This window comes from Acidobacteriota bacterium (genome assembly GCA_035529075.1).
GTDB lineage: Bacteria > Zixibacteria > MSB-5A5 > GN15 > FEB-12 > DATKXK01.
On record DATKXK010000005.1, the window covers coordinates 192,027 to 217,997 of the forward strand.

The following is a 25,971-nucleotide window of genomic DNA, read 5'->3' on the forward strand; positions in this document are numbered from 1 at the left end:
CAGCGTGCACAAGGCAGCGGTCGGGTATGTTATTGGGAAGCTCATGCAGGTGCTGGCGGGTGTCCTCCTGGTGCCGTTGGGTATTGCCGTCTACGACTACCGGGCGCTCGAGTTCAGCCGCATCCTCGCTGCACCCGAAGTCGTCGGGTTTCTTCTTTCCGTGCTCCTGTCGTTCGTGCTCGGCACGTTGATGGTGGCGAGCCTTCGCCACGGCCGTGAGCTCCAGGGGGCCAGAGAGGGGTACGCCATCGTCGCCATCGGATGGATCTGGCTGACCTTCTGGACCTGCCTGCCCCTGTTCTTTTACTTCGTGTCCCGAAACGCGGGCGGGCTGGCCCATCACCTGGCCTGCTTCACGGACGCGTATTTTGAAATCATGTCCGGTTTCACAACCACGGGCGCCAGTATCCTCAGTGATATCGAGTCCGTGCCCCGGTCATTGCTGTTCCTGCGCGCCCTGGCCCACTGGCTGGGCGGTATGGGTATTATCACGCTGGCCATAGTCATCTTTCCGTCCATGGGGGTCACGGCGTACCAGATGTTCCGAGGGGAGGTACCCGGGACCAGTCCCGGGAAGCTGAAGCCGCGATTGTCCCAGACGGTGTCAATTCTCTGGGGTGTCTACTTCCTCTTCACGGCCGCCGAAACCGTCCTGCTGTTCATCGGCGGTATGGGCCTGTTTGACGCCGTCTGTCACGCCTTCGCCACTATGGCCACGGGCGGGTTCTCAACACAGAACAGCTCCGTTGCAGCCTACGGATCGGATTTCATTCGGTGGGTCATTATTGTCTTCATGTATCTGGCCGGCGTCAACTTCATCCTGCATTTCCGGGCGTTGCGCGGTGATCTGGCGGCGATGTACCGCAATCGCGAATTCCTCTTCTACAACGGGGTCATCCTCGTGGCCATCGTCCTGGTCACCAGCGTGCTCTATTTCAACGGCCCGGCGACGCCCGAAACGGCGGCCCAGAGTTACCGCCATGATCCCATGCCCGCCGAGGAGTTCGACGCCCACTACGCTCAGGAAGCGGGCAAGGTGAGCACCCTTTACGGCAGCATCCGGACGGCGACTTTCCAGGTGGTGTCAATCGTGACTACGACCGGTTTTTCCACCGCCGACTTTGACCTGTGGCCGAATTTCGTGCGCTTTCTGCTGGTCTTCCTGATGTTCTTCGGCGGCTGCCTGGGGTCGACCGGCGGCGGCATCAAGATGATTCGCGTGGTCGTGGTGTTCAAGGTGGCCTGGAAGCAGTTGCGCAAGATGACTCAGCCACGCCTGGTCGCTCCCATCAAGGTCGGGGACACGGTGCTGCATGATGAGGCCGTCGTCAACGTCGTCGCGTTCTTCATTCTCTTCACCGGCCTGTTTATCCTCGTGGCTTTCCTGATGACGCTGTTTACGCCCGACCTGACCACGGCCGTTGCCTGTTCCATCGCCACCATCGGCAACATCGGTCCCGGTCTGGCCGGTATAGGTGCGGCCGAGAACTACGGCTGGTTGCCGTCGCCCGCCAAGTGGATTCTGGTGCTGTCGATGCTCCTCGGTCGCCTCGAGATTTTCACCGTGCTGATCGCCTTCCGGCCGTCCGTGTGGCGCCGGTAGCGGGCGAAAACCCCTGGTGCCAGCATCGGTATACCGTTATCATACTCCATCACGGGCCGCGCGTGACCGGGCCCGGCGACCGGTTTCGCCCGGCCGCCGGCCGGTGAACGCGAGGTGCGCCCGGTATAGAGCGCCGCAGGTAGTCTGAAAATGAAAACGATATTCTTCTTTGTCTTCTTTGTCAGTTTGTTCATTCTGGTCCTCGGCCTGATCGAGGTCCTTCTGCTGCGCGTTCTGAATAAGGTGTGGTGGAAAAAGAAGGTTGTCCGCCGCCTGGCCCTGTCACTGCCGCTGGTCGGTGTCGCGGGGTTCGTCGTGTTCGCCGCCGGCGAGTTCTATCGCATCCCCTGGCTGGCCGTCCCGGCCTCGGTGGTCGCCGCCATGGCCTTCATCCTTGAAGTCTGCCTGATGCTCTCCCTGCCGGTGTCGGGCGCCATCCATCTGGTCGATCACTGGGTCCACCGGCTTACACGTCACTGGGCACCGGGCAGGGGAGAGCCGCCGGATCGCCGTCGACGACTGTTCCTCAAGGGGGTGGCCATGGCGGTGCCGCTGGGAACGATCGGTATGGGTGTCTTCGGAGTGGGGCGTTCGTTTGTGTCTGCCAACGTGTACCTGCGGAGGATTGCCATGGACAACCTCCCGGACGACCTGGTCGGCCTGCGAATTCTGCACCTGTCCGATCTCCACCTGGCGCACTACGTCACCCTCGACGATCTGGTGACGGTGCTGCAGAAGGCTCAGGAGTTCCAGCCGGACGTCGTCCTGGTCACCGGCGACGTGGCCGACGACCTTGCCCAGTTACCCGGCGCGCTGGGGCTGATAGCAGAGTCGGGCACACCAATGGGGTGCTACGCGTCGCTCGGCAATCACGAGCACTTCAGGGGGCTGACCCAGGTGAGGCGGACATTCGACGGTTCCCCGGTGCCGCTGCTGGTGAACGAGGCGGTCCGCTTGCCCGTGGGTGAGGCCTCGGTCATTATTGCCGGGATCGATGATCCCCGGCTGATGGAGGGTGGCGACGCCGGATTCTATACCCGGTGCCTGGACCTTGCTCTCTCGGAAACCCGCGACGGTGATGTGACGGTTCTGATGAGCCATCGGCCAGCCGTCTTCGACTACGCCGCGGCGCGGGGTGTGCACCTCACGCTGGCCGGCCACACGCACGGGGCGCAGATTGGGTTGTTCGGACGTTCCCTCCTCGAAAGTTATTTCCCGCGACAATACCTGTGGGGACACTACCGTACGGCTGCGTCGCACCTGTATACCTCGAGCGGTGTCGGTCACTGGTTTCCGTTTCGTCTCGGCTGTCCTCCCGAGGCGCCGGTGCTGGAGCTGGTACGCTCGCAGGGGTCTCGCTGACGTCCGTCGTGCCGTCGCTCAAGTTGATTTTTTTTGCCCGAGATGAATATTTTTTCTTGCTAAAAAAACTCCGGGGAGATTATGTTTTGCAGGAATAGAGGGAGTTGGTTGCACCGGGGTTTTGCGTAGCTACTCATGATTCAGAGAGAGAGAAGTCAAGGTTAAGCCGTAACCCTAACGTAATGCTAAAGGAGTAACAAATGGCAGTAGCCAAGAAGAAGGTTGCCAAGAAGAAGGTGACCCCGCGCAAGAAGACGGCTGCCAAGAAAACAGCGGCCAAGAAGAAAACGACCGCGAAAAAGAAAGTAGCCGCCAAGAAGCCGACTGTGAGGAAGAAGGCAGTAGCCAGGAAGAAGACGACCGCCAAGCGGAAGACGGCCAAGCCGAGAAAGACGACCGCACGCAAGGCGGCGCCCAAGGGGAAGACCACCCGCAAGGCGGCCCCGCGCAAGAAAACCACTCGTAAAGCGGCCGCCAAGAAGAAGACCACCAAGCGCAAACCCAACCCGGCCTTCATGCGGCCGATGACGCTATCGGCCGATCTGGGCGCCGTCGTAGGAGCCAAGCCGATTCCTCGTACGGAGGTCACCAAGAAGATCTGGGCATACATCAAGAAGAACGGACTTCAGGACGCCGTGAACCGTCGCATGATTAATGCCGACGACAAGCTCATACGGGTCTTCGGCGGCAAGCGAAAGGTCTCAATGTTTGAGATGACCAAGCTTATCTCCAAGCACATGAAGTAGCGAGCCTGGTCTTCATCTAAGTACACAGGGCAGGTCGGCTATGCCGGCCTGTTTTTTTTCATTCCTTTTGCTCCCGCGCCGTCGGCTCCGTACCTTGGGATGAGAAACAGCACTATCGAGCAAGCCGAGGTGGTATGAACGCGCAAACCCGTATCAGATTAGTAATCGCTGTCCTGTGCACGGTCGGACCGGTTCTGTATTCACCGGCACGAGCCGGCCGGCCGGCGGTGTATCCCCCGACGCACGTAGAGGTGGTCACGGACACTCTCCACGGTCGCGCCGTGGAGGATCCCTATCGCTGGCTGGAGGATCAACGGAGCTCACAGACCCGGGACTGGATAGCCGGCCAGAACCAGTTCACCCGGTCCGTCCTGGACACGCTGGAGGGGCGGGACCGACTTCGCCGCCGGTTCGATGAACTCCTTCGCGTAGACAGGGTCGACGTACCTACGGTGGCCGGGGATCGATACTTCTACGGGCGTCGTAACGCCGACCAGGATCTGTTCACCATCTGCATGCGCCGGGGGCTGGACGGTCAGGAGCAGGTGCTGGTCGACCCGGACACGATGAGCGACGATCACAGCCTTAGCGTGAGCATTCTCGACGTCTCGCCGGACGGACAACTGCTTGCCTACGGTGTTCGGTCGGGAGGGGAAGACCAGGTGATTGTGCGTGTCCTCGACGTGGAAAATCGCCGCGATCTTCCCGACGTGCTTGCCAGGGGCAGCTATTACGGGGGGGTGGCGTTTACCTCGGACCTGTCCGGCCTCTACTACGGCAGGTCTGAATCGGTGGGCCCGCGCGTGTACTACCATGAGATGGGGACCGACCCGGCTGAGGATTCCGTCGTTTTCGGCGACGGTTACGGTCCCGATAAGATTGTCGAAGTGGCGCCGTCGCACGATCGCAGCTACTTGCTCATGACGGTCTTTCACGGTTCGGCGGCGACCCGGACGGAAGTCTACTTCAAGAACCTGGCGCAGGATGGCCCTGTCAGACCGCTGGTCACCGACATAGAGGCGAGGTTTCGCCCGGTGGCGGTCGGTCGGCACTGCTACCTGTTGTCGAACTGGGAGGCGCCCAACGGCCGAATCCTGCGCGTCGACCTTGAGCACGGCGAGCAGGCAAATTGGCGCGAGGTTGTCCCCGCCGGTGAAGGTGTTATTGAGGATTTCTCTCTTGTCGGCGGAAAACTGTGCCTCAATTATGTCGAACAGATCAGCTCGCACCTCAGGCTCTTCGATACCGCCGGGACGTTCCTGACCGACATCGCCCTTCCCGAGACGGGTTCCTCCGGCGCGCTGCGAGGGACGTGGGACGGTCCCGATCTGCTGTTCAGGTTCAGTTCCTTTGTCCGCCCGCGTACCATCTATCGGTATAACCTGGCGAGCGGTGACCGTGATGTCTGGTTCTCTCGGGGCGGTGGCCCCGAAAGCGGTCGGTACGACGTGAAACAGGTCTGGTATAGTTCCGTGGATGGTACACGACTTCCAATGTTCGTAGTGCACCGCTCGGGGCTGGCGCTTGACGGCAGCAACCCGGTGCTGATGACCGGCTACGGTGGTTTCAATCACAGCATGACTCCCTGGTTCAGCCCGACGGGGCTGGTGTGGGCCGAGCACGGAGGCGTTTACGTGGTGACGAACCTGCGCGGCGGGGGAGAGTTCGGGGAAACGTGGCACCGGGCCGGCATGTTTGAAAGCAAACAGAATACTTTTGACGACTTCACTGCCGCGGCCGAGTGGCTGATGCATAACGGTTACACCAGCGCGGACAGGCTAGCAATCTCCGGCGGCAGTAACGGCGGTCTGCTGGTCGGGGCGGCGCTCACCCAGCGGCCCGAGCTTTTCAAGGCCGTTCTCTGCACGTACCCGCTCCTGGACATGATCAGATATCACATGTTTCTGGTCGCCCGGTTCTGGACGTCCGAATACGGCTCGTCGGAAAACGCGGACCAGTTCTCTTACCTGATGGCCTATTCGCCCTACCACAATGTCCGGGCCGGGACCGATTATCCGGCCGTGCTGTTTGTGACCGGTGATGCAGATACACGCGTCGACCCCTGCCATGCCCGCAAAATGACGGCCCTGCTGCAATCGGCGACGGCGGCAAGCGACCCGGTTCTGCTGCTTTATGATACTCAAGCCGGGCACTCCGAGGGTCGTCCGGTCGGCCGGACGGTCGAGAACCTGGTCGATGAAGTGAGTTTTCTATTCTGGCAGTTGCAGGTGCGCCCGTAACGTCGGTCGGTTTTCCGGCGGGCACCACGAGCAATCAGCCGCTTGCCCGGTTTTGCCGTTAAAGGGGGTTGAATTTTCTGAGCCGAGTGTTATAATGGGCCTACTGTGAAATAGTTCACAAAGAAAGGTCCAGCAAAAGAGGAGATACCGTGACTTTGGTGCGACCCTTCAGGGGACTCAGGCCGCGGCCCGACGCTGCACAAGAAGTCGCCTCGCCCCCCTATGACGTGCTGAGCCGTCAGGAAGCAAGAGACCTGGCTCTCAGCAATCCCAACACTTTCCTCCGGGTCAATAAGGCAGAACTGGAGTTTGACGACGCCGTAGATCCGTACAGCGAGACGGTCTACCTGCGGGGGAAGGAAAACCTGGAGAGGCTGATCCGGGACGGTGTCATGATCCGTGATCCCCGGCCGGCCTTCTATCTGTATCGTCTCACCTGGCGCGGTGCCGGCCAGATCGGTCTGGTTGCCCTGACGTCGGTGGCCGAGTACGACGCCGGCAAGATCAAGAAGCATGAAAATACGCGACCCGAGAAGGTGCGTGACCGGGCCAACCACATAGAGTACCTGCAGGCTCAGGTCGGCCCCGTGTTTTCAACCTTTCGGCACGACCCGAGCGTTGACGCCCTCTTCAAGAAGATCACTGCCGCCCCGCCCGAAACTGATTTTACCGGCCGGGACGGTGTTCGACATGAGCTCTGGGTTGTCGATGACGGCGGTCTTATCGATGAGATCACGGCAGCGTTCGCTCGGCTGGACTGCCTGTATATCGCCGATGGTCACCATCGCAGCCAGTCCGCTTCCGAGGTATGCCGACGGATGGCCGAGAAAAATCCCCGGCACAGCGGTCAGGAAGTGTTCAACTTCTTTCTTAACGTGCTGTTTGCGGACAGCGAACTCCGCATCCTGCCGTATAACCGGGTTGTCAGGGATCTCAACGGAATGTCACCGAAGGAGATCCTCCGGCGCGCCGGTGAAAAATTCGACGTGACGGCGCAACAGAGTGCCGTCGACCCGGACCGCCCGCATCAGTTCGGAGTTTACCTTGACGGGAACTGGTATCTTCTGGAGGCTCGACCGGGCAGTTTCGACGACGCGCATCCGACCCGTTCGCTCGACGCCTCCATTCTGGCTGAGAATCTCCTCGCACCCGTGTTCGGCGTCACTGACCCGCGCACCGACAAACGCATCGATTTCATCGGCGGTATTCGTGGTGTCGGCGAGCTGGTCAGGATAGTGGATTCCGGAGAGTACAAGGTTGCCTTTTCTTTATATCCGACTTCAATTGCACAGTTGCTGAAGGTCGCGGATGCCGGTGAAGTCATGCCGCCCAAGTCGACATGGTTTGAGCCCAAGCTGCGCAGCGGCATGGTGGTTAACCCGTTAACCGATTAACAAGATAAAGGACACCGATATGCTTATTCTCATCAGTGATGCCTTTGATCCGGGCCTGCCCGGTCAGCTGGCCAGGTTTGGCGAGGTGACCGACGACAAGGGCCGGGTGCCCGAGGCCGAGATTGTCCTCGTCCGGAGCAAAACGAAAGTGACCAGGGAGTACATTGACTCGGCGCCTAAACTCAAACTGGTCATTCGCGGCGGCGTCGGCCTGGACAACGTCGATCTTGAGTACGCGAGGCAGAAGGGGATAGAGGTGTACAACACGCCGGCGGCGTCATCCGTCGCCGTGGCCGAACTGGCCTTTGCGCTCATGATTGCGCTGCCGAACAACATCACCCGGGCGGACAGTTCCATGCGTGACGGCAAATGGCTCAAGAAGGAACTGACGCGCACCGAGTTGATGGGCAAGACGCTGGCTGTTCTCGGGATGGGCCGGATCGGCTCGGCCCTGGCGGCTCGTGCCCAGGCGTTCCACATGAGAGTGCTCGGCTACGACCCGTTCGTGTACTTCTCCGACCTGGCCGAGATGAGAGGCGACCTGAGCAGCGTCCTGAGGGAGGCCGACTACGTCTCGCTGCACATGCCGCTGACGGCCGAGACGAAGGGGTTCATCAACAAGAAGACGCTGGCGGACTTCAAGGACGGCGCGTACCTGATCAATACCGGTCGGGGTAAGTGCGTGGCGGAGGAGGACGTCGCCGAGGCCCTCAAGAGCGGCAAGCTCGGTGGCTTTGCCAACGACGTCTGGTTTTCCGATCCCCCGGACTGGGACAGCCCGCTTCTGAAGGCGCCCAATTGCATTCTCACGCCCCATCTCGGTGCCTCCTCAAGGGAGAATCTGCTCCGAATCGGCGCCATCGTGGAACAGATTATAGCGAATTTCGTCGCGTAGAAGTTACCGGTTGTGGCCCTAATGTAAACAGAGGATAACGAGGCAAGACCATGGCTCACAGGATATTCAACTTTAACCCGGGACCATCCACTCTTCCGCTGGATGTCCTGAAGATCGTACAGGAAGAACTGCTGGATTATCAGGGTACGGGCATGTCCGTGATGGAGATATCGCATCGCTCGCCCCAGTACTCGGAAATCAACACCGATGCCGCTGCCCTGCTGCTTGAGGTGATGGGTCTCTCCAGCAAGTACAAGGTGCTGTTTCTTGGCGGCGGCGCCTCGACGCAGTTCGCAATGATTCCGCTCAACTTTCTTCCGGCCGGCAAAACCGCCGCCTACGTCGACACCGGTTCCTGGGCCTCGAAGGCCATCAAGGAGGCCAAAATCGTCGGCAACGTGCACCTGGCCGCCTCCTCCAAGGAGCAGAAGTATACGCGCATCCCCAAACCGTCGGAAATCGATATCCCGTCCGATGCCGCGTACCTGCACCTGACGTCAAACAACACCATCTACGGTACCCAGTATCACGAGTGGCCCGACCTCGCCGGCGTGCCCCTGATGTGCGACATGTCCTCGGACATATGCTCCCGGCGGCTGGACTTCAGCAAGTTCTCGCTGATCTATGCCGGCGCCCAGAAGAACCTCGGTCCGGCCGGGGTGACGGCCGTCATTGTCCACGAGAGCCTGCGGGAGCGCTGCAAGGACGGTAATCTGACCATGCTCGACTACCGCACCCACTGGGAGAAGGACTCCCTGTTCAACACCCCGCCCGTGTTCGGCGTGTACGTCGTGAAACTGGTCCTGGAGTGGATCAAGAAGCAGGGCGGGCTGGAGGCTGTCGAGAAGGTCAACGTGGCCAAGAAGAGCCGCATTTATGACCTGCTGGATCGTTACCCGGACTACTACCGGGGAACGGTCGAGCCGGACAGCCGGAGTTGGATGAACCTGACGTTCCGCCTTCCGAGCGAGGACCTGGAGAAGAAGTTCATCGCCGAAGCGACGGCGGCGGGCATGGGCGGACTTAAGGGGCATCGCAGCGTGGGTGGTGTTCGTGTCTCTCTTTACAACGCGATGCCGCTTAAGGGAGTTGAGAAGCTGGCTGAATTCATGGAGGCGTTCAAGAAGGCCAATTGAGCTGCCGGCCGGCAGATACCGATAATCCCACGGAGTCAGGGCCTGGTGAGGCCCTGACTCCTTTGTATATGGGCGGTCCCGGATTCACCAGCCTCAGGTTCGTTCTCATTTGACAAATCACGACTCGTGTCGTAGATAGGAACCGGTATTGTTTTCGACTGACCCGCCCGAACAAGGAGGCCGCACCATGACGCCCGTCCGCACGATATGCTTTACTCTTCTGGCATGCCTGGCCATAAGCACAGCCCCCCGCGCCCAGGTCCAGCGAACCGAAGTGGGCAACCTGGCAATTGAGAGCATTCCGGAGATCCCCGACCGGATAGTCGACCGCATGCGTCAGTATAGCAATACGCGGTCTGCTTATTTGAACGGCTGGGACCCGTCAGGGAGCGGTATCGTCATCACGACCCGTTTCGCGGAGACGGCACAATTGCACTTTGTCCGTGAGCCGCTGGGCGCCCGCGAACAGTTGACCTTCTTCGACGAGCCGGTCGGCTCGGCCCGGGTTTCTCCGGATACCGCCCGCCCCGGAATCCTCTTTTCCAAGGATATCGGGGGTGACGAACTGTATCAGATTTTCTACCTTGACCTGGACCCAAGCCACATCACCATGGTAACGGACGGCAAGTCTCGAAATGGCGAGATGAAATGGTCCCCAAGCGGCGGCATGTTCGCCTACCAGAGCACGCGCCGCAACGGCAAGGACTGGGATATCCTGGTTGCCGACATCAACACGCCGACCGAGGCAAGGACGGTGGTGCAGGGGCAGGGATACTGGGAGCCGCTGGCCTGGTCTCCCGACGAAACCAGGCTGCTCGTAGAAAACTACGTTTCCATCAACGAAGCCTACTATTACGTCGCCGATGTCTCTTCGGGCGAGATGCAGCGAGTAAACCCATCCGACGAAAAAATGGCCATGGGCGGCGGTGTGTTCTCGGGGGACGGTTCGACCCTGTACATCATCACAGACTACGGCTCTGAGTTTCGCCATCTGAGGTCTTTGGATCTGGCCGGCCGCGAATTGAAGACGCTGACCGCGCAGATCCCGTGGGACGTGAACGGCCTGGCCATTTCGCCCTCCGGAGAGACGGTGGCTTTCACCGTCAACGAAAACGGAGTCAGCCGTCTTTACCTGCTCGACACCCGGACAGGTGCGTACCGGCCCGTGCCTGGGCTGCCGGCGGGGCAGGTCAGCGACCTGCGGTTTCGACCTGACGGTTCCGAACTGGGCTTTACGCTTGAGACACCGGTTTCCCCCGGCGACGTCTACTCCCTGGTCCTGGCTGACAGCTCACTGGTGCGGTGGACACTAAGCGAGGTCGGCGGTTTGAGCCGGGAACGGTTTGTCAGCCCCGAACTGGTAGCGTACCCGACTTTCGATTCAGTGGACGGGCAACCGCGCATGATACCCGCCTACTATTACAAACCCGAGCGTGCCGCGGAACCCTACTCGGTGGTGATCCAGATTCACGGCGGGCCCGAAGGGCAGTTCCGGCCGTATTTCAGCCCCCGCCTTCAGTACTGGGTCCGCGAACTCGGGGTTGCGGTCCTGATCCCCAATGTGCGCGGGTCATCCGGCTACGGCCGGACTTACGGGCTGATGGATAACGGCTTTGGGCGCGAAGAGTCCGTACGCGACATAGGCAGCCTTCTGGATTGGATAGACACCCGACCGGAGCTCGACCCCACACGGGTCGCCGTCTACGGCGGATCATATGGTGGCTACATGGTGCTGTCGTCGATGACCCATTACAACGACCGGCTCCGGGCGGCCGTCGACGTCGTCGGCATCAGCAATTTCGTCACCTTTCTTGAGAATACCAAGGCGTACCGTCGGGATCTTCGCCGCGCCGAATATGGCGATGAGCGCGACCCGGAGATGCGGGAGTTCCTCAATCGCATATCGCCGACGACCAATGCGCACATGATCACCAGACCGGTGTTCATCGCGCAGGGGCTCAATGACCCCCGGGTACCGGCCAGTGAAGCCGAGCAGATTCTTCAGGCCGTGCGGAAAAACGGCGTCGAAGCCTGGTACCTGCTGGCCAAAGATGAAGGCCACGGCTACCGGAAGAAGAAGAATCAGGACTTCTTCGATCAGTCGGTCGTGCTGTTTTTCGAGCAGTACCTTCTGAAATAATGGGTGCCGGCCGGGCCGGCGAAGGGCCTGCCGGTTCGCCTGGTCCGGGTTGCTAATTGCTTGACAAAGGGGGGGACAGAGGTTTTTATGTGACAATCTGGTTTATTACCAACCCTATGCCGTGAGGAATTGATTTGCAGGCTCAGGACAAGACCGCCGTCGGCTATGCCGACCTTCTCGAGAAGTGTCGCCAGTATACGGCCTCGCGCGAAGTGCAGGCAATGGGGATCTATCCGTACTTCCACCCTATTCAGTCTGCCCCCGGCGACGAAGTCGTTGTCGACGGCAAAGAGTGCATCATGATCGGGTCCAACAACTACCTCGGCCTGGTAAACCACCCCAAGGTCAAAGAGGCGTCGGCTGAGGCGGCCCGCAAGTTCGGCTCCGGCTGCACCGGTTCGCGGTTTCTCAACGGGACGCTTGATCTTCACCTCGAGCTTGAAGATCGGCTGGCCAAGTTCATGAAGAAAGACCGGGCGCTGGTTTTCTCCACCGGATTCCAGACCAATATGGGGACGATTTCCTGCCTGGTCGGCAAGAACGATACCGCCGTTATCGATCGTCAGGATCACGCATGCATAGTTGACGGCTGTCGCCTCTCTCATGGCAAAACGCTGAAGTTCTCGCACAACGACATGGCGGACCTGGGACGCATTCTCGGTAATATCCGGAGCAACAACCATCGTAGCGGCATCCTGATTGCGGTCGACGGCGTTTTCTCCATGGAAGGCGATATTGCCAACCTTCCTGCGATCGTCGAACTGGCGGACAAATACGGCGCCACGGTGATGGTTGACGATGCTCACTCGATCGGCGTGCTCGGCGCCACCGGCGCCGGCACGGCCGAGCACTTCGGGCTGACCGATAGGGTTGCCTTGACCACCGGCACGTTCTCAAAGTCATTTGCGTCGCTGGGCGGGTTCGTGGTCGGCGACGACAGCGTCATAGAGTATATTCAGCATAACTCGCGGGCACTCATATTCTCTGCGTCGATCACGCCCTCGTCGGCCGCGGCCGTGCTGGCGGCCCTCGACATCATCCAGGCCGAACCGGAGCGCCGCGAACACCTGTGGAAAAACGCCAGGCGGATGCTCCGCGAGTTCAAGACCCTCGGATTTAACACCGTAAACTCGGCCACGCCGATTGTCCCCATCCTGGTCGGAGAGGACCTCGACACGTTTGCGTTCTGGAAGGCGCTTTTTGACAACGGCGTGTTCAGCAATCCGATAGTCTCTCCTGCCGTTCCGCCGGGTCAGGCGATGATCCGAACGTCCTACACCGCCACGCATACCGACGAGCAGTTGGATCGGGTGCTGGAGGTGGTGGCCAAGGTCGGCCGGGAAAAGGGACTCATTTCCTGAGTCTATGGCAACCTTCGAAGTCGTCGAAGTAGAGTCCTCGGCGCAACTGAGACAGTTCATTCGCTGTCCCAATCGCCTGTACAAGGGTGACCCCAACTACGTGCCGCCCCTTCTGAGCGAGCGCAGGGAATTCTTCGATTTCCAGAGGAACCCGTTTTACCGCACGGCCCGTGTCAAGCTGTTCCTGGCCCTCCAGGGCAGCGAGGTAGTGGGGCGTGTGGCCACGTGTATCAACTTCCGGCACAACGACGTCCACCAGGAGCGGGTGGGTTTCTTCGGCTTTCTCGACACGCCCGACGACTACGAGATTGCCCAGAAGCTGCTGAAGGTCGCCATGATCACGCTCAAGACGGAAGGGATGGAGAAAATGCGCGGCCCCATGAACTTCTCCACCAATCACGAGTGCGGTTTCCTCGTCGAGGGGTTCGACCGGCCGCCCGCCGTGATGATGACGTATAATCACCCCTACCAGGTGCAGTTGGCCGAAAAGTTCGGGCTCAAGAAGGTCATGGACCTCATTGCCTACCGACTCACGAAGGAAGACGGCATTTCCGAGCGGATTCAGCGCGTCGTCGCCAAGACCAGGCAGCGCACTAACATCACTTTGCGCGGCCTTCGGCTGTCTGATTTCGACAACGAAATCAAACGCATCCAGGAGGTCTACAACACGGCCTGGGCGGCCAACTGGGGATTCGTACCTATGGACGGAGCCGAATTCGAGCATATGGCCGCTAACCTCAGGCGGGTCATCGATGCCGATTTGGTCCTGATTGCCGAGCACGGGGACAGGCCGGTGGCTTTCTCGCTGGCCCTGCCGGACGTCAATAAGGGCCTGATTCATCTAAACGGCAGGCTTTTTCCACTGGGAGTGCTCAAGCTGCTGTGGCATACCAAGCTGCGAAACAAGATTGACAGCGTCAGGTTGATAACGTTCGGCGTCATGCCCGAATACCAGAAGCGCGGGATCGATTCCATGATGTACATTGAAACGTTCGTGCGGGCAGTGGCCAAAGGTTACCGGGAAGCGGAACTGTCATGGATTCTTGAAACCAACGAGTTGATGTGCCGGGCGTGCGAAGAAATGGGTGCCAAACCGTACAAGAAGTATCGGATCGTGGAAATGCCGCTGTAAGACCTGGGCCACGCGTCCAGATGATCGAAGTCATGAGAAAAATTCACAAATTTTTCTTCGTCACGCTGGTCATATCGGTGACCTTTGCCTGCACCAGCCGCTACCGGCTGGATCTTTATATGGTTACCGGCGAGTTCGACAAGAAGGTAAAGATTGAAAACACGGAGTACGTCCAGGCAGCGACCATCAGGGATCCGTTCGCGGACGTTAAACTGCAGTCCGGCGACGGCAGTTGCCTGATTCTCAGCATCGGCACGCGCGGCGAGCGGCTTGAGGTAGACAGGTCACAGCTGCTTGGCTATGATGAGTACTTCCGCTGTTTGCTCTACCTCCAGTTGCCCCGGGACCTCCGACCGGACACGATTGTGCTGGAGAATAACTCATTCGCCCACGTGATAGGGCGGTACGATCAGCCGCCTGAGGAGAAGATTTTCTTGGCTGACTCGGGCACGCTGGTGTTGGACTCGCTGCCGAAAAAACTCCTGTTCGGTACCATCAACGGTGAATACCGCAACCGGACGGGAGAAACGTTCAGGTTCAACGGTCGTTTTAAGGTGCGCGTGACAAGGTGAGCGGGTGCCCGTTCCTTACCGGGCGTCCTCAGAATGCGATTCCCCCTGCACGACCTGCAGAAAAAGCCTGTAGCCCGTGTCGTCGAACAGGCAAAACTGAACGCGTTGCAAGTTGACCACCTGCGACTCAAACCCTCGTACTGCCTTTACCATGATGTTGGCGCAGGCCTTCATGGGAAAACCGCCGACACCGGTGCCAAAGGCCGGCAGGGCCAGTGACTTGAGTCCGAGTTTTTCGGCCAGGCTCAGTGCGGCGATTGTCGCCCGGCGGATCAGCCGGTCGCTGGTGCGAAGATCCTGGCCCATGACGGCCGCGTGGATGACGTACTTAAAGCGCAGTCTGCCGGCGCCCGTATAGACGGCCTCGCCCGGCATTACCGGCCCCTTGTGCATGGCTTCCTCTTCAATCACCTGCCCGCCGTGGCGCTTGATGGCGCCGGCCACGCCTGAACCCATCCAGAATTCGTTGTTAGCGGCATTGACTATTGCCTCCGTATCCGCCGCCGTGATGTCGCCTTTTACGACTTCAAGCTTGATCGGCACTTCGCAGAACCCTCCTGTAGAACGTTCGAAAGGCGCGGGCCAGGATCAGCCCGATGGCAGTTCCCAGAACGGCGCCCGCCAGCACGTCGCCGGGATAGTGGACGCCGACAAACACCCGGCTGATCGCCACCAGGGCCGCGAAGGAGAACAGGTAGGTGCGCGCCCGGGGGTAATGATATCCAAAGAGCGTCGCCTGGGCGAACACGTTGGCGGCGTGGGCCGACGGCATGGCCTTGCCTCCCCCGCAGCCGACTAGCAAGTGGACGACCGTCATCGTATGACAGGGACGCAGCCGCCCGATGGCGGGTTTCAGAAGACCGGCCGACACCTGGTCTGACAGCAGAAGTGTCAGCCCTGACGCCACCACTAGCCACCTGAGTTTGCGGTCTCCCTTGATCAGCATGGCGAGCACGACCGTGCCGTAAAGAACCTTCAGGAGCGTATCAGACGTAACAATCGGCATGAGAAAGTCAGTGACCGGGTTAGCCAGAGTGAGGTTGACAAAGAGAAAGACGACCCGGTCAATTTCGGCCAGGAACTCAAGCATAGGTGGGCGGACCTTTCTTCAGGAATCGGGCAACCTGTGCCGCCGTGGGAAGGCCGGCCCGCGCACCCATGCGGGTGCACTTCTGCGCCGCCGTGGCGGATCCGAACTTCAGGCGCTCGGACATCGTGAAACCCTGAAGCAATCCGTAAATGTAACCGGCGTGGAAGGCGTCTCCGGCTCCCGTCGTATCGACGTTCTTCACCCTGAAGGCCGGTCGACGGACATACGCGCCGTTCTCAAAGCCGGTCGATCCCTTGATTCCCTCAGTGACGACAATGCTCCCCGGGCAGTGGCGCCGCAGCCTTTGGATTGCCTGCCGGGCCGAACGGGCGCCGGTGAACGGGAAGGCATAGCTGTCGGCGACCACGAGGTGATCGACCAAAGGGAAGATCGGTGAGACGTCGTTTCGGACTGAGCCGATGTCGAAGGTGATGGTTGCGCCCACGCGTATTCCCCATCGGGCCAGCTTGATGCAGGCTTTCAGATCGCGACCGTCCAGGTGGACTATCCGCGGGATGGGATAGCGCAGCGGCGTAATGTCGCGAGGCGTCAAATGGATTATTCGATTGAGCACCATCGTGCGGCGGCCGCCGGGGGTCTCGACGACGCCGACGGCGGTATCGGACGACCCTCTCTTGAACACCACGAAGCGGTGATCGACGCCCTCTTTCCCAAGGTCCTCAAGGCCCAGCCTGCCCACCAGGTCATCGGCCACGGCCGTAATCAGCGCGGCGCTGTGGCCCATGCGTTTCAGGGCGATCATCACGTTGGGTACCGGCCCGCCCCCCTGGATACACAGCCCCCGGCCGTCAATCTTGCTGCCCGCTCGCGGATAGGTATCGACGCTGAACAGCAGGTCCAGGGGCATGATGCCGATGCCCAGGCAGTCTATGGTTTCAGTCCGGCGTGGTTTCCTCAATCCGTCCTTTTCCCGCAGTCAGTTCGTTGAACGAGGCCACCAGTTCATCCACCCGGCTGCGGCGGATTTCAAGGCGGACGCTCACGTGGTCAGAAAAATCGGTATCCTCTATCCGTGCCTCGAGACGATGCAGCAGTTTCTGCAAACGGTCGTACAGAGACAAGTCGAGATCAGCGCGGTAGTGCCGGCAGACGTACCGTTCACGAACGCCCGAGAGGTCCATCACGGCCCTGGCCGTCTCCGTGTAGGCTCTGGCCAGCCCGCCGGTACCGAGCTTGGTGCCGCCGAAGTACCTGGTAACGACAACGAGCACATTGGTAACGCCGCTGCCCGTAATCACGTTGTATATCGGTTTGCCGGCGGTACCGTTCGGCTCGCCGTCGTCGGAATATCGGAACGCCTGTTCACCCGGTGCGCCCGTCAGCCAGGCGTAACAGTGATGAGTGGCGGAAAATTCGCGCCTGCGGATTTCCTCCAGCCTGGCTGCCGCCTTCTCGGAAGAGGACACGAGGCAGGATTCGCCTATGAACCTCGAGCCCTTCACTTTGATCTCGGTTTTTGTCTCCCGGGCTATTATCAGAAAACGGTCGTCCATGGCGGTCTTTATACCAGGGCCTTGATGATTTCGTCAAGGCGATCGTATCCTTCAATCGGGATGGCGCCGCTTTGAACGGCGTGCGAGAGGCTCTCTTCGTCGGCCAGGGGACCCAGTTCAGGGTCGACCATGAAGAAGGTCAACTTGCCTATCTGGTTGCAGCAGGTTACAATATCGAGCGCCCGGGCCGAATCGGCGTACATCTCCGGGACCACGACCGCCTGGGCCAGACCGATCAGAACCCGGTTGGCCTGGGCCATGGCCTGCAAGTTCGGCTTTTCGTCGGGAAGGTGCTCGCTGATCACACCGCCCGCCTGAGCGATGTCGATAGCCAGCCGCATGGCCTCGTCGCCGCCGAGTTGATCGAAGCCGACGTCGAGGACCGCGAAGGATTCCCCGGTCGCCGATTTGCATCCAAGATGGGCGGCAAAGTCGATGCCGCCGGACAGCGATGAAATCATCTGGACACCTTCCTCGGCAAACCGTTTGGCCAGTCGCGTCGCCATCTGGATACCCTCGTTGGTTGCCACCTCGGCGCCGATGACGGCCACGGACCGCTTATCCGGTGAAGTCAGACGGCCGCGAACAAACAGCAGGGGCGGGGGGTCGTTCAACTCGAACAGCAACGGCGGGTAGCCATCGGTAAACCGGCTCGCGACCGATATGTCCCGGGACGCGAGGTTGTCCAAGAGCGATTGAGCCTCATCAAGGCGGTTCAACGCCGAGGAGATTCTCTTGGCCGCTTCTGCGGTCATGCCGTCGAGTTCAAGGATCGAGGCCGAAGCGGCCTTGAGGATGCGCTCGGGGGGACCGAGATGCCGGAAGAGCGCCTCGAACATGCGCGGTGTCACGCCCGCCAGTTTGCACAGAGCGAGCAACTGCGCGGCTATTGGATACTGCGACGTATCAACCATGCCCTAATGTAACCGTTTGCAGGATCAAGTCAACCGGCCACGTTACGGCAGAACCGAAGGCACGGGGCATGCCCCGCCCCGGGTCGCGCTGCCGAACCGGGACTTGAACTATGGTACTCATTTAGGTATACTCAGACTATGTTTCGTGCGAGTCTCTTTGCCGGCATTTTAGCGGGGCTGGTGCTGGCGGTCGTGTTGGGCGGGTGCAGCGGCCCTGACAGCGTCGAGGAATTGCAAGCAGCAGGTCAGAAAGCGTTCCTTCAGCAGGATTACGCCACCGCTCGCGATTACTTTCTCAGGGGTGTGGCCAAGGAACCCTCCAACAAGGATCTGCTGTACTACGCCGGTATGAGCTACAAGCGGGACTTCCTCTACGACTCGGCCCTGTTTTATCTCAAACGGCTCGACATTCTGTACCCGAACGACCGTGAGACCAACCGGCAGCTATATGAAATCGCCCTGGCCCTGGAGGACTGGGACTACGCCCGCACGGCGCTCACCGGCCTGGTGCGTACCGGAGACCGGATCGAGGACCATTACGCTGACTACGCGGAACTGTGGGGCAAAGACAATCATCCGGGCAACGCATACTACTACACGAAACTGGCGATCGAAGTGGAGCCTGACAATCCGACCTACTATATGCAGGCCGCCGTGCTGGCTACGACCGTTGAACCCGGGCCCGCGGCCATGGCCTGGGTCGACACCGCAATTGCCAGGTTCGGCGAAAGCGATCCCTTTCTTGGCACCAAGGCTCTGATCCTGGCAAAACAGGAGAGCTACCGGGAGGCCGAAAGAATCTACCGCGATCTGGCCACCAGGGATACGACCAACGTCCTGCTCCAGGTCAACCTGGCTCACACCCTTGCCGCTCAGGACGACGTGACGAAGAAAACAGAGGCACTGGAGATTTATCGTTCGACGGCAGGCATAGTCTCACGGGATCTCAAGCTGGATTCACTCATCGAGGAACTGGAACAGGAACTAAAAAGGGCTGAGTAGGATCGTTGCCGGTTCTACCCAACCCTTGCCTGTCCAAGGGACAGAGACAGGAGGGGGAGGTAAGTCATGTTCATGTGTTATAACACGACCGGTCTGGTGCGTCTTGTTTGAGGGACACAAAGGGAGGGAGTTATGAAGAGAATGCGAGAAGCAACAGGTTTGGCGCTTTTACTGATTTTCCTGGCTGGGGCTGGAAAGCCGGCCTACTCCGGCGTGCAAAGACCACATGCATTTGATTTCACCCTGGAGCCTGTATCAGAGCTGACAACGAACGCCCCTGTGACTATGAAACTGACATTCAGCCCCAGACGTCCGTGTGGAAACAAGGTTGTGGTGGCAGTAACCACGTTGAATTACGTTCAAACGTTCAGTGAGAATACCTGGGAAGTGGAGCTTCAGGATGATGGTCCTTATTCAACGACTTTCCAGGTATCGATTCCAGACGATGATACAAGTTCTGTGCGTGTGACCCTGGAGTGTGGCCGGCTTCGAGGAACAATCGAGCGCTCTTTTGTATCGACGGGTGACACCGTCGAATACTGGATAAGCCGTCCTCGACACTACCGCCCACACCCGCCACCTCCCCAATCCGATCCCATAAGAGACACTCTCACCCAGGAGCAGTTGGCCACTGAGTACGAGGTTGCGCTTGATCTGCGGGACTCGGCCCATCTGAAAATCGCTGAGGAGATACTTGGACCACTGCCCGATTCTGCTAAGTGTAAGTACAAAGGCCGCCATGGATATTACATACTCATGGCCAGCCTGCGGGAACTTATCGAGTTGGCCGATGCGGGAATAGGATTCGAATTCACTAGCCCGCCACCCTGGGACCGGCAGTATCGCCCACCGGAGGACAGTCTGCCTGAGAAACAACCGGAAACAGACTCAACAAAACAGTCGGGAGACTTGAAGGGCCTGCTTAATCCGAATTCCCCTGCCGGTTTCTCGCGGAAAGTGATCTACTTCACCCGTGAGACAAAGCCGCCCGCCTGCTGCAGCTTCGTTACTGCCGTGCTCCTGTCGCACCGGAGTTGCTGCATGACCATTGCAGTCTTGACGGACCCCCCGGATCGTTGGAGCAAATCGTCGGCCTTCTCCAGCGTCAGGTCGTACAGATCCATCAGGATTTTGCGCGATCGTGCGGCGAGCTTTTCGGATTTCGCCTGAAGGTCAATCATCAGATTCCCGTAGGTCTTGCCGAGCAGGACCATGGCAGTGGTGGAAATCATATTGAGGGCCATCTTCTGTGCCGTGCCTGATTTCATTCTGGTGGAGCCCGTGATGGCTTCAGGTCCGACCGGCAGTTCGATCACAACGTCGGGTCGGACCGGCAGATCAGCGCCCTTGTTGCATATGATAAACGCTGTCCTGCATCCTGTTGTCGCGGCGTACGCGAGGGCCGACAACGTGTACGGTGTCCGCCGGGAGGCACAGATGCCGATAACGAAGTCGGACGGTGTAAGGCCGTGTTTTTCCAGGTCAATGACGGCCGCGTCGCGGTTATCCTCCATGCCTTCGATGGAGAGTATCAGGGCGGCCGGTCCACCGGCGATGATACCGATGATCCGGTCAGGATCGGTACCGAAAGTCGGCGGACATTCGGCGGCGTCCAGGACGCCCAGGCGGCCGGAGGTTCCTGCGCCTACATAAAAGACTCTCCCGCCCGATCGGAGGGTGTCGGCAAAAATCTCGGCTGCCCGAGAGATCGGTCCCAGGGCTTTGTTTACGACATCGGCTACGGTTCCGTCCTGGTCGTTTATCCTGTGGGCAATCTCGCGGCTGCTCAGAGAGTCGATGTCCGCGGTGGCGGGGTTGACCTGTTCGGTCTCGAGCTTCTGCAGCTGCTTGATGAGTTTTTCAAAGTCGGCCATAGAGCAAACGTAGACGGTAGCGGGACGTAAGGCAAGAAAAAGAGTATCGGATCGGCCGGCTGTCAGGGCTGCTGGGCGACGCGTAGCGTATCGAAAAGGGTCACCACAATCGTCCCGAACTTTCCGCTGAGCTCCGGCAGCGAGATGTTGTCCGGACGCTGGTCGGGCAGCGGCACCGGGAGCAATCCGCTGGTCAGGGAGGAATCGGGCGTGCCGGTAAGGGCGTAAACGTACAGGTTGTACAGGCCGGTGTCCGGCTCGACCCCGCCGCTGAGTGCGAAGGCTTCGGGAGGAATGGTCTGGTCGTCGGCATATTTGCTGAACCCGTACCCGGTGTACACGGAGTCGCTCAGCACGGCGGCGATAACGAAAACCTCGGCCCGATTGCTGGTGCTCCATTCAAGCGACGCCTGGTCATTGCCCTGAATGAGCCGATTGGTCGGCACGACATTGGTGATCGTGAAACTGTCGGCTACGTTGACGGTGGTCGCGTACGCAAGCTCGGTGCCGTCCTGTACCTCCAGCGGCAGTAACGAGTCGGTAAAAACATACGGTGAATCGGTCATCAACCAGTAGGCGGAGTCCAGACACTGTTCGCAGGCCTCAAACGGGAGCGTTCGCCCCGCCAGGCTGACCTGGCCGGTGGTCACGATGTGCTCCCCGCGTTCCAGCCTGACCACCACCTTAAGGCTCTTCGAGATGGGGTTGGACGCCAGATTGGGGTCAACCACCAGCGCACCGCTAATGCCGTAGGTTTCCTCGTCCGTCTTGACCGGACTGTCATTGCACCCTGAAGCGGCCGTGAGCAGCGCAAGGGCGACCAGGGTGAACAGCCATCGGCTCGTCTTTAGGCAGGTCTCAACCATACGTTACCTGTATCGGCAGGAAGATCGAGCGGATTTACCGGAATGTCCAGAGTAACCGATGCGCCGAAAAACACGCGTCTGTGCTCGCGGCGGAGCGCACCCGGTCACGGGACAGGCCCGTTTCGGGAGTCACGGCGGGCGCTGCCCGGAATGACGGCTAATCAGCCCGCCGGCAAGATGCCCTGTCAGGGGTCCTCTTTTCTTCCAGCATGGAGGTAGAGTCCCAGGGACAGCGATTTGGGCGCCATCCAACTAACCCGTTGCCATTCCGCCACTTACTGCGTTCGGCCAGCGATTTGCCAATTAATGGTGTCTGGCGACTGTTAGTTTTCCGGTTCAGATTCCGATATGGAAAGATGAATGGGCGGAGGTCAATATCATAGCCAAACCCAAGGTTCAATTAAGGAGGATTGCCATGAAGAGTATGGCGAGGATTGCATTGGGCGTTGTCTGTCTGGGCCTGCTAGCGGTATCCAACGCGCCGGCCACGGACACAGGTTCATTCGATCTGAACTGGTACGGGTCTCTCAAACTCGACGGTTCGTGGGATGAAAACCTTACCAGCCACGGCAACTACGTCATGTGGATCAACCCGCGGGTGTACAACGGGGATGACGAACAGTTCAACATGACGGCTAACGAAACTCGTTTCGGTCTCAGCATCACCGGAGATCCCTCGCGGGATATCGCCGTGTCGGGACAGCTCGAATTCGATCTGTACGCCGGTGCTGCCGCGGGGGCGATCGCGGAGAATCAGGCAATGTTGCAGTTGCGGCATGCCTACTTCACCCTGGAGATGGAAAACACGCGCATTGTCGCAGGTCAAACCTGGGATATGATTTCTCCGTTGAACCCGACCACGTTGAATTATTCGGTACTGTGGGGATGTGGCAACATCGGTTACCGTCGCCCGCAGATCAGCCTCTGGCACACCCTCGATACCGGTCCGGTGACGGAAGTTACCGTGGCCGCCGGGTTCTACCGCACGATCGGCAGCGATCTGACACCGACCTTCACCCTTGCCGCCGGTGAGTTCAGCGACGGGGACGAGGACGGTGCGGACGCCGGGATACCTTCGTTCCAGGGACTCTGCGAGGTTGACCACCAGTTTGCCTCCGGTACTTCTCTCAGGCTCGGTGCCTCCGCCCTGTGGGGCCGGTTGAAGGCCGAGACCACGTTGGGGAACTCTGCGACGTACAAGACCTGGGCGGCGTCAAGTCACATGGCGCTGACGTGGCCGACCGGGTTCGGGATCTCCAGCGAGCTGTTCACGGGAGAGAATCTGGGCAGCTACTACGGTGGCATTCTCAACACGAATGTCGTGGATGGTCTGGCGACCGTCGGCGGCTGGGTTTCTGTCTGGATGTCGCCCTCGGATCCGGTCAAGCTTTCGGCCGGTATCGGCATGGATGATCCGGACGATGATGAGTTGGGTGTGGCCAGTCGCGCCAAGAACCGCTGCGTCTGGGGTAACATCCGCTACGCCGTTGTCCCGCAGGCCACCATCGGCTTCGAGCTTTCACAGTGGAAAACGCAATATAAGGACGCGGGCAGTGTGGCCAGCCTGCGTGCCCAGACTTCGTTCATTCTCGAGTTCTAAGGTGCAGCTTCGGCTGCCCGAGAGGACATTGACTAAAACGGCAGGACCGCTGACGGTCCTGCCGTTTCTCATGCCCTTCCGATAATTCAAAACGCCGGGCTTGGCGGGCGTCGGACAAGCGGCGGCGCGGGTCCGGAGCGCTAGCCGCCGTCACAGGAATCGGCCGATGGCCGGAGAAACGTCTTCTTCAAGACGATTTCTGCGGGACAGAACTTCGTCAGCGCCGACTGAAGGAGGTTCAGCCCGACAAACGCGGCCAAAAGGAGCCCGTACGGGGACACGAAATAGTACAGTGTCAGCGACAGCAGGACCAGCGTGCCCGCGAGAAGTCTAATGGTGTTTTCCGGTGTCATATAAAGCCTCTTTTCCACGCTGCTTGACGATCAGGTCAGGCGACGTTCTTCTGTATCTCGAACCGTGAGTATCTTAAAACCCGTAGGTGACTTTCAGGTAGGCGTTGTCATTCTTCTGAAACTGGCCGAATTCGGTGTTTTCATGGCTGCCGCCAAAGATGTTCCCGCCCACGGCGAGAGCAATCTCGTCCGTGTGCTTGTACCCGAGGCGCAGCCTGATATACGCGTCCTTGTCGGTCGGCGAGAAGAACGCGAAGGCCGAGAGGCTCAGGTTCTCGTCCATCAGCAGTCTGGTAAGGCGCGACGTGACGAGGTGGCGGAATTCGTCGCGGACAAAAAGACCTGCCGGCTGCTGAGCCGCGAACTTGTCATAGTCCGTCATCCAGTCGATCTGCCACTGAGCGTTCACCGTCAGGTTCGCGGCGATCTGTCGTTCGTACCCGATCATGGCGGTGGCCGCTGAGTTCGGGATCAACGGGTTACCGCCGCACCTGTCTTCGCGGGAATCGAAATACCCGCCCTCGATCCAGAGCACTCCCTGCCAAACGGCCCCGCGCGCGGACGCTCCGTAAACGTTCAGGCGCGGATAGTAGGGAGTCAGCCGTCCGTCAACCGTCATTGCACCCACGGGGTTCTTGTAAAACCCCCTGTAGAAATACAGGGCCGTGGCGAAGTTGCCCACCTGCCGCTGGAATCGCAGTGCTGTCTCTGCGTTTTCAAATCTCGATGGCGGCCTCGGCGGCTCGAAATAGAATGTGTCGTCGGCTCCCGTGCCGACGATACCCGGAGCCCACGGCGCGGCCGGAAACGGGCTGTAATAGCTGAGCCGCCGCCCGGTCGGCAGGCGATTGGGCTCGAAGTTCGGCGTCCAGACGGCGTTGACGTTTCCCAGCGGGTGGTAGTACTCGACGCGAACCGCGTTCTGAGGGGCTTTCAGGTACTGATCATCCCTCCCGATGAAGAACGACCGGTAGTCCTTGGCGAAAACGTCGTTTATGAATATGAGGTCGCCGGTTCCCCAGGTGAGGACCTGGCGGCCTATCTTGAAGTCGAAGTTGTCACCGAGCACGAATTTGAGGTATCCCTCGCGCAACTCCCAATCCAACCGGCTGGAGTCGGCGCCATCGTACACGAAATCCAGGCGGCCGAAAAACTCGCCCGCGTCGCCGAAATGTTCCGCGCGGAGCTGCAAACGCGTTTCCGAGGCCGTGTATTCGGTCGACGTGGGATTGTCCTTGTCCAGGCGGCCGCCGTAGAGCCCCTGCAAAAATCCGCCCCAGGTCACGTCGGCCCGGGAAACACCCGTCAGCACGAGGATCAGAGCAAACATTACCGCTGCTATCTGTTTCACCTGCCACCTCCACCGGTTACTTGATGAACTTGCGCGGAGGGTTCTTGAGGTATCGCTCCGTGAACAGGTCGTCCGGAACGTCCTGGTTGTAGGCGATCTTTGAGAACGTCACGACGGTCTTGCTGCCCTTCTTGAGATCCTCCATACTGCGCGCCGTGACCGTCAGGATACCGTCGACCTCCTCGATCTTCTCCGCCGTAAAGACCCGGGTCATGGTACCGTTCTTGTCGAAGTACTCCTCCTTGAGCGGCAGGTATGTGTTCTTGTCGATATAGGAGATCTTGCGGCTGAACCCGTTGTAGGGTTGATTGGGTATTGACTCGATGACAAAGACCGTGGTGCCGTTCAGCTCGGCCTCGCCCGTCAGCGTATGGCTGTCTTCGGTCCAGTGGCGCCCGGAGACGTCTTCGTAGGAGAAATCGGACCCGACGAAGCTCGAGTTCTTGTCGTCGGCGGAGATCGGTTTTATCAGGTCGACGGCCGGAACGTAGATCCATCTCATGTCGTTGCCGTCGGACGTCTTGTGGACCATGAAGGTAAGCCGGGCAACGTCGGACGGTTTCCTGAAGTACGTGTAGTATTTCTGGTTGCCGCCTTCCTCCACGTCAAGGCGCAGCATGGTGAATTCGCGGCGACGCTCCTTGCCCCTCTTGTCCGTGATGGTCATGGTCACGTCGGCAGTGCCGTCATCACCCGCGTAGTAGTAGGCGAGGTGGGATTTTTCCATGATCCCGGCTGCATCCTCGGCTGACGCGGCCAGCGCAAAGACTACGACGGCCATCAGCGAGCTTGTTAAGTAGCGAGTCAGGTTTCTCATCGTTTCCAT

23 protein-coding genes are annotated in these 25,971 nt (G+C 59.7%); 13 read left to right on the top strand and 10 right to left on the bottom strand.

Annotated elements, in window-relative coordinates:
- The first annotated feature begins 4 nt into the window (after window positions 1–4).
- From VMY05_01525 to VMY05_01575, 11 genes are all read left to right on the top strand, one after another.
- Window positions 5–1,603, top strand: coding sequence for a TrkH family potassium uptake protein (locus VMY05_01525; GenBank protein ID HUV29760.1), 1,599 nt, complete (start codon window positions 5–7; stop codon window positions 1,601–1,603).
- Window positions 1,604–1,753: 150 nt separating this feature from the next.
- Window positions 1,754–2,965, top strand: coding sequence for a metallophosphoesterase (locus VMY05_01530; GenBank protein ID HUV29761.1), 1,212 nt, complete (start codon window positions 1,754–1,756; stop codon window positions 2,963–2,965).
- A gap of 200 nt (window positions 2,966–3,165) precedes the next feature.
- On the top strand, window positions 3,166–3,711 hold the full coding sequence (locus VMY05_01535; GenBank protein HUV29762.1) for an SWIB/MDM2 domain-containing protein: 546 nt from the start codon (window positions 3,166–3,168) through the stop codon (window positions 3,709–3,711).
- Between the two features lie 134 nt (window positions 3,712–3,845).
- Complete coding sequence (locus tag VMY05_01540) at window positions 3,846–5,951, top strand: prolyl oligopeptidase family serine peptidase (protein ID HUV29763.1); 2,106 nt, start codon at window positions 3,846–3,848, stop codon at window positions 5,949–5,951.
- Between the two features lie 149 nt (window positions 5,952–6,100).
- Window positions 6,101–7,345: a DUF1015 family protein gene (locus VMY05_01545; protein ID HUV29764.1), complete on the top strand. Its 1,245-nt coding sequence runs from the start codon at window positions 6,101–6,103 to the stop codon at window positions 7,343–7,345.
- A gap of 19 nt (window positions 7,346–7,364) precedes the next feature.
- The gene (locus VMY05_01550; protein ID HUV29765.1) at window positions 7,365–8,240 is read left to right on the top strand and encodes a hydroxyacid dehydrogenase; all 876 of its coding nucleotides are present in this window, start codon (window positions 7,365–7,367) and stop codon (window positions 8,238–8,240) included.
- 50 nt (window positions 8,241–8,290) lie between these two features.
- Window positions 8,291–9,376, top strand: a complete 1,086-nt coding sequence (serC, locus tag VMY05_01555) for a 3-phosphoserine/phosphohydroxythreonine transaminase (GenBank protein ID HUV29766.1) — start codon at window positions 8,291–8,293, stop codon at window positions 9,374–9,376.
- 187 nt (window positions 9,377–9,563) lie between these two features.
- Complete coding sequence (locus tag VMY05_01560; GenBank protein ID HUV29767.1) at window positions 9,564–11,516, top strand: prolyl oligopeptidase family serine peptidase; 1,953 nt, start codon at window positions 9,564–9,566, stop codon at window positions 11,514–11,516.
- Between the two features lie 221 nt (window positions 11,517–11,737).
- On the top strand, window positions 11,738–12,877 hold the full coding sequence (locus VMY05_01565) for an aminotransferase class I/II-fold pyridoxal phosphate-dependent enzyme (protein ID HUV29768.1): 1,140 nt from the start codon (window positions 11,738–11,740) through the stop codon (window positions 12,875–12,877).
- 4 nt (window positions 12,878–12,881) lie between these two features.
- On the top strand, window positions 12,882–14,009 hold the full coding sequence (locus VMY05_01570; protein HUV29769.1) for an N-acetyltransferase: 1,128 nt from the start codon (window positions 12,882–12,884) through the stop codon (window positions 14,007–14,009).
- Between the two features lie 32 nt (window positions 14,010–14,041).
- Window positions 14,042–14,581, top strand: a complete 540-nt coding sequence (locus VMY05_01575) for a hypothetical protein (protein ID HUV29770.1) — start codon at window positions 14,042–14,044, stop codon at window positions 14,579–14,581.
- Window positions 14,582–14,596: 15 nt separating this feature from the next.
- Here VMY05_01575 and VMY05_01580 read toward each other — a convergent pair whose 3' ends face one another.
- From VMY05_01580 to VMY05_01600, 5 genes are read right to left on the bottom strand one after another with little or no spacing between them, the layout of a single operon-like run.
- Window positions 14,597–15,124, bottom strand: coding sequence for a macro domain-containing protein (locus VMY05_01580; protein HUV29771.1), 528 nt, complete (start codon window positions 15,122–15,124; stop codon window positions 14,597–14,599).
- A complete protein-coding gene (locus VMY05_01585; GenBank protein HUV29772.1) occupies window positions 15,108–15,671 on the bottom strand; it encodes a phosphatase PAP2 family protein in 564 nt (187 codons plus the stop codon). The genes VMY05_01580 and VMY05_01585 overlap by 17 nt, the downstream gene beginning before the upstream one ends.
- The gene (locus tag VMY05_01590) at window positions 15,664–16,590 is read right to left on the bottom strand and encodes a PfkB family carbohydrate kinase (protein HUV29773.1); all 927 of its coding nucleotides are present in this window, start codon (window positions 16,588–16,590) and stop codon (window positions 15,664–15,666) included. The genes VMY05_01585 and VMY05_01590 overlap by 8 nt, the downstream gene beginning before the upstream one ends.
- Window positions 16,568–17,185 (bottom strand): YigZ family protein, encoded by a 618-nt coding sequence (locus VMY05_01595; protein HUV29774.1) that lies wholly within the window; start codon window positions 17,183–17,185, stop codon window positions 16,568–16,570. The genes VMY05_01590 and VMY05_01595 overlap by 23 nt, the downstream gene beginning before the upstream one ends.
- 8 nt (window positions 17,186–17,193) lie before the next feature.
- On the bottom strand, window positions 17,194–18,099 hold the full coding sequence (locus VMY05_01600) for a DNA-processing protein DprA (protein HUV29775.1): 906 nt from the start codon (window positions 18,097–18,099) through the stop codon (window positions 17,194–17,196).
- Between the two features lie 138 nt (window positions 18,100–18,237).
- Here VMY05_01600 and VMY05_01605 point away from each other — a divergent pair, with 138 nt between their 5' ends.
- On the top strand, window positions 18,238–19,101 hold the full coding sequence (locus tag VMY05_01605) for a hypothetical protein (GenBank protein HUV29776.1): 864 nt from the start codon (window positions 18,238–18,240) through the stop codon (window positions 19,099–19,101).
- 962 nt (window positions 19,102–20,063) lie between these two features.
- On the opposite strand, the gene murQ is transcribed toward VMY05_01605, so the two are convergent.
- Window positions 20,064–20,975 (bottom strand): N-acetylmuramic acid 6-phosphate etherase, encoded by a 912-nt coding sequence (gene murQ, locus VMY05_01610; GenBank protein ID HUV29777.1) that lies wholly within the window; start codon window positions 20,973–20,975, stop codon window positions 20,064–20,066.
- Between the two features lie 62 nt (window positions 20,976–21,037).
- Window positions 21,038–21,841, bottom strand: coding sequence for a hypothetical protein (locus tag VMY05_01615; protein HUV29778.1), 804 nt, complete (start codon window positions 21,839–21,841; stop codon window positions 21,038–21,040).
- A gap of 415 nt (window positions 21,842–22,256) precedes the next feature.
- Here VMY05_01615 and VMY05_01620 point away from each other — a divergent pair, with 415 nt between their 5' ends.
- Entirely contained in the window at window positions 22,257–23,441 is a 1,185-nt protein-coding gene (locus VMY05_01620) for a hypothetical protein (GenBank protein HUV29779.1), read from the top strand.
- 140 nt (window positions 23,442–23,581) lie between these two features.
- Here VMY05_01620 and VMY05_01625 read toward each other — a convergent pair whose 3' ends face one another.
- The 3 genes from VMY05_01625 to VMY05_01635 all read right to left on the bottom strand — a co-directional run bounded on the left by VMY05_01625 (window position 23,582) and on the right by VMY05_01635 (window position 25,962).
- Window positions 23,582–23,794 carry a DUF2892 domain-containing protein gene (locus VMY05_01625; protein ID HUV29780.1) on the bottom strand — a complete coding sequence of 71 codons (213 nt, stop codon included), beginning with the start codon at window positions 23,792–23,794 and terminating at the stop codon, window positions 23,582–23,584.
- Window positions 23,795–23,867: 73 nt separating this feature from the next.
- On the bottom strand, window positions 23,868–25,145 hold the full coding sequence (locus tag VMY05_01630; GenBank protein ID HUV29781.1) for a DUF1302 family protein: 1,278 nt from the start codon (window positions 25,143–25,145) through the stop codon (window positions 23,868–23,870).
- Between the two features lie 16 nt (window positions 25,146–25,161).
- Complete coding sequence (locus tag VMY05_01635; GenBank protein ID HUV29782.1) at window positions 25,162–25,962, bottom strand: outer membrane lipoprotein-sorting protein; 801 nt, start codon at window positions 25,960–25,962, stop codon at window positions 25,162–25,164.
- Window positions 25,963–25,971 lie beyond the last annotated feature (9 nt).